This window comes from Dietzia sp. CW19 (assembly GCF_014145265.1).
Classification (GTDB): domain Bacteria; phylum Actinomycetota; class Actinomycetes; order Mycobacteriales; family Mycobacteriaceae; genus Dietzia; species Dietzia natronolimnaea.
This window is the reverse complement of record NZ_JAALEE010000565.1, coordinates 11,810-12,130: the sequence shown is the minus strand read 5'-3', so window position 1 is coordinate 12,130 and position 321 is coordinate 11,810. Positions and strand designations below refer to the sequence as shown.

Here is a 321-nt window from a genome sequence, read left to right as displayed (position 1 = left end):
TTCGACCCGCTCGACTTCGTCCGGGCGGCACGATTCTGGGACGGCTCGGCGCTACGCCTGGCCGAGATCTTCGAGGGCGCCACCACGGCGCGGTCGGCGGTCTCTGGCGATGCCGGCGAGAATGCGTTCTTCTACCAGCAGGCCCGCGACCTGCTCACCGCGCTGTTCCTGGCCGCAGCTCTGGGCAACAAACCGATCACCGAGGTGTACAAGTGGGTGTCCGCGCCGGGCGCCGGCGAGCCGCTCACGCTGCTCGCCGGCAGCACCTACGAGGCCCAGCACGACGACCTGAACGCGAAGTACTCGCTGACCCCACGTACC

1 pseudogene is annotated in these 321 nt (G+C 69.2%); it reads left to right on the top strand.

The window, feature by feature from the left end:
* Positions 1 to 321, top strand: a pseudogene (locus tag G6021_RS16850) (conjugal transfer protein); the annotation flags it as partial.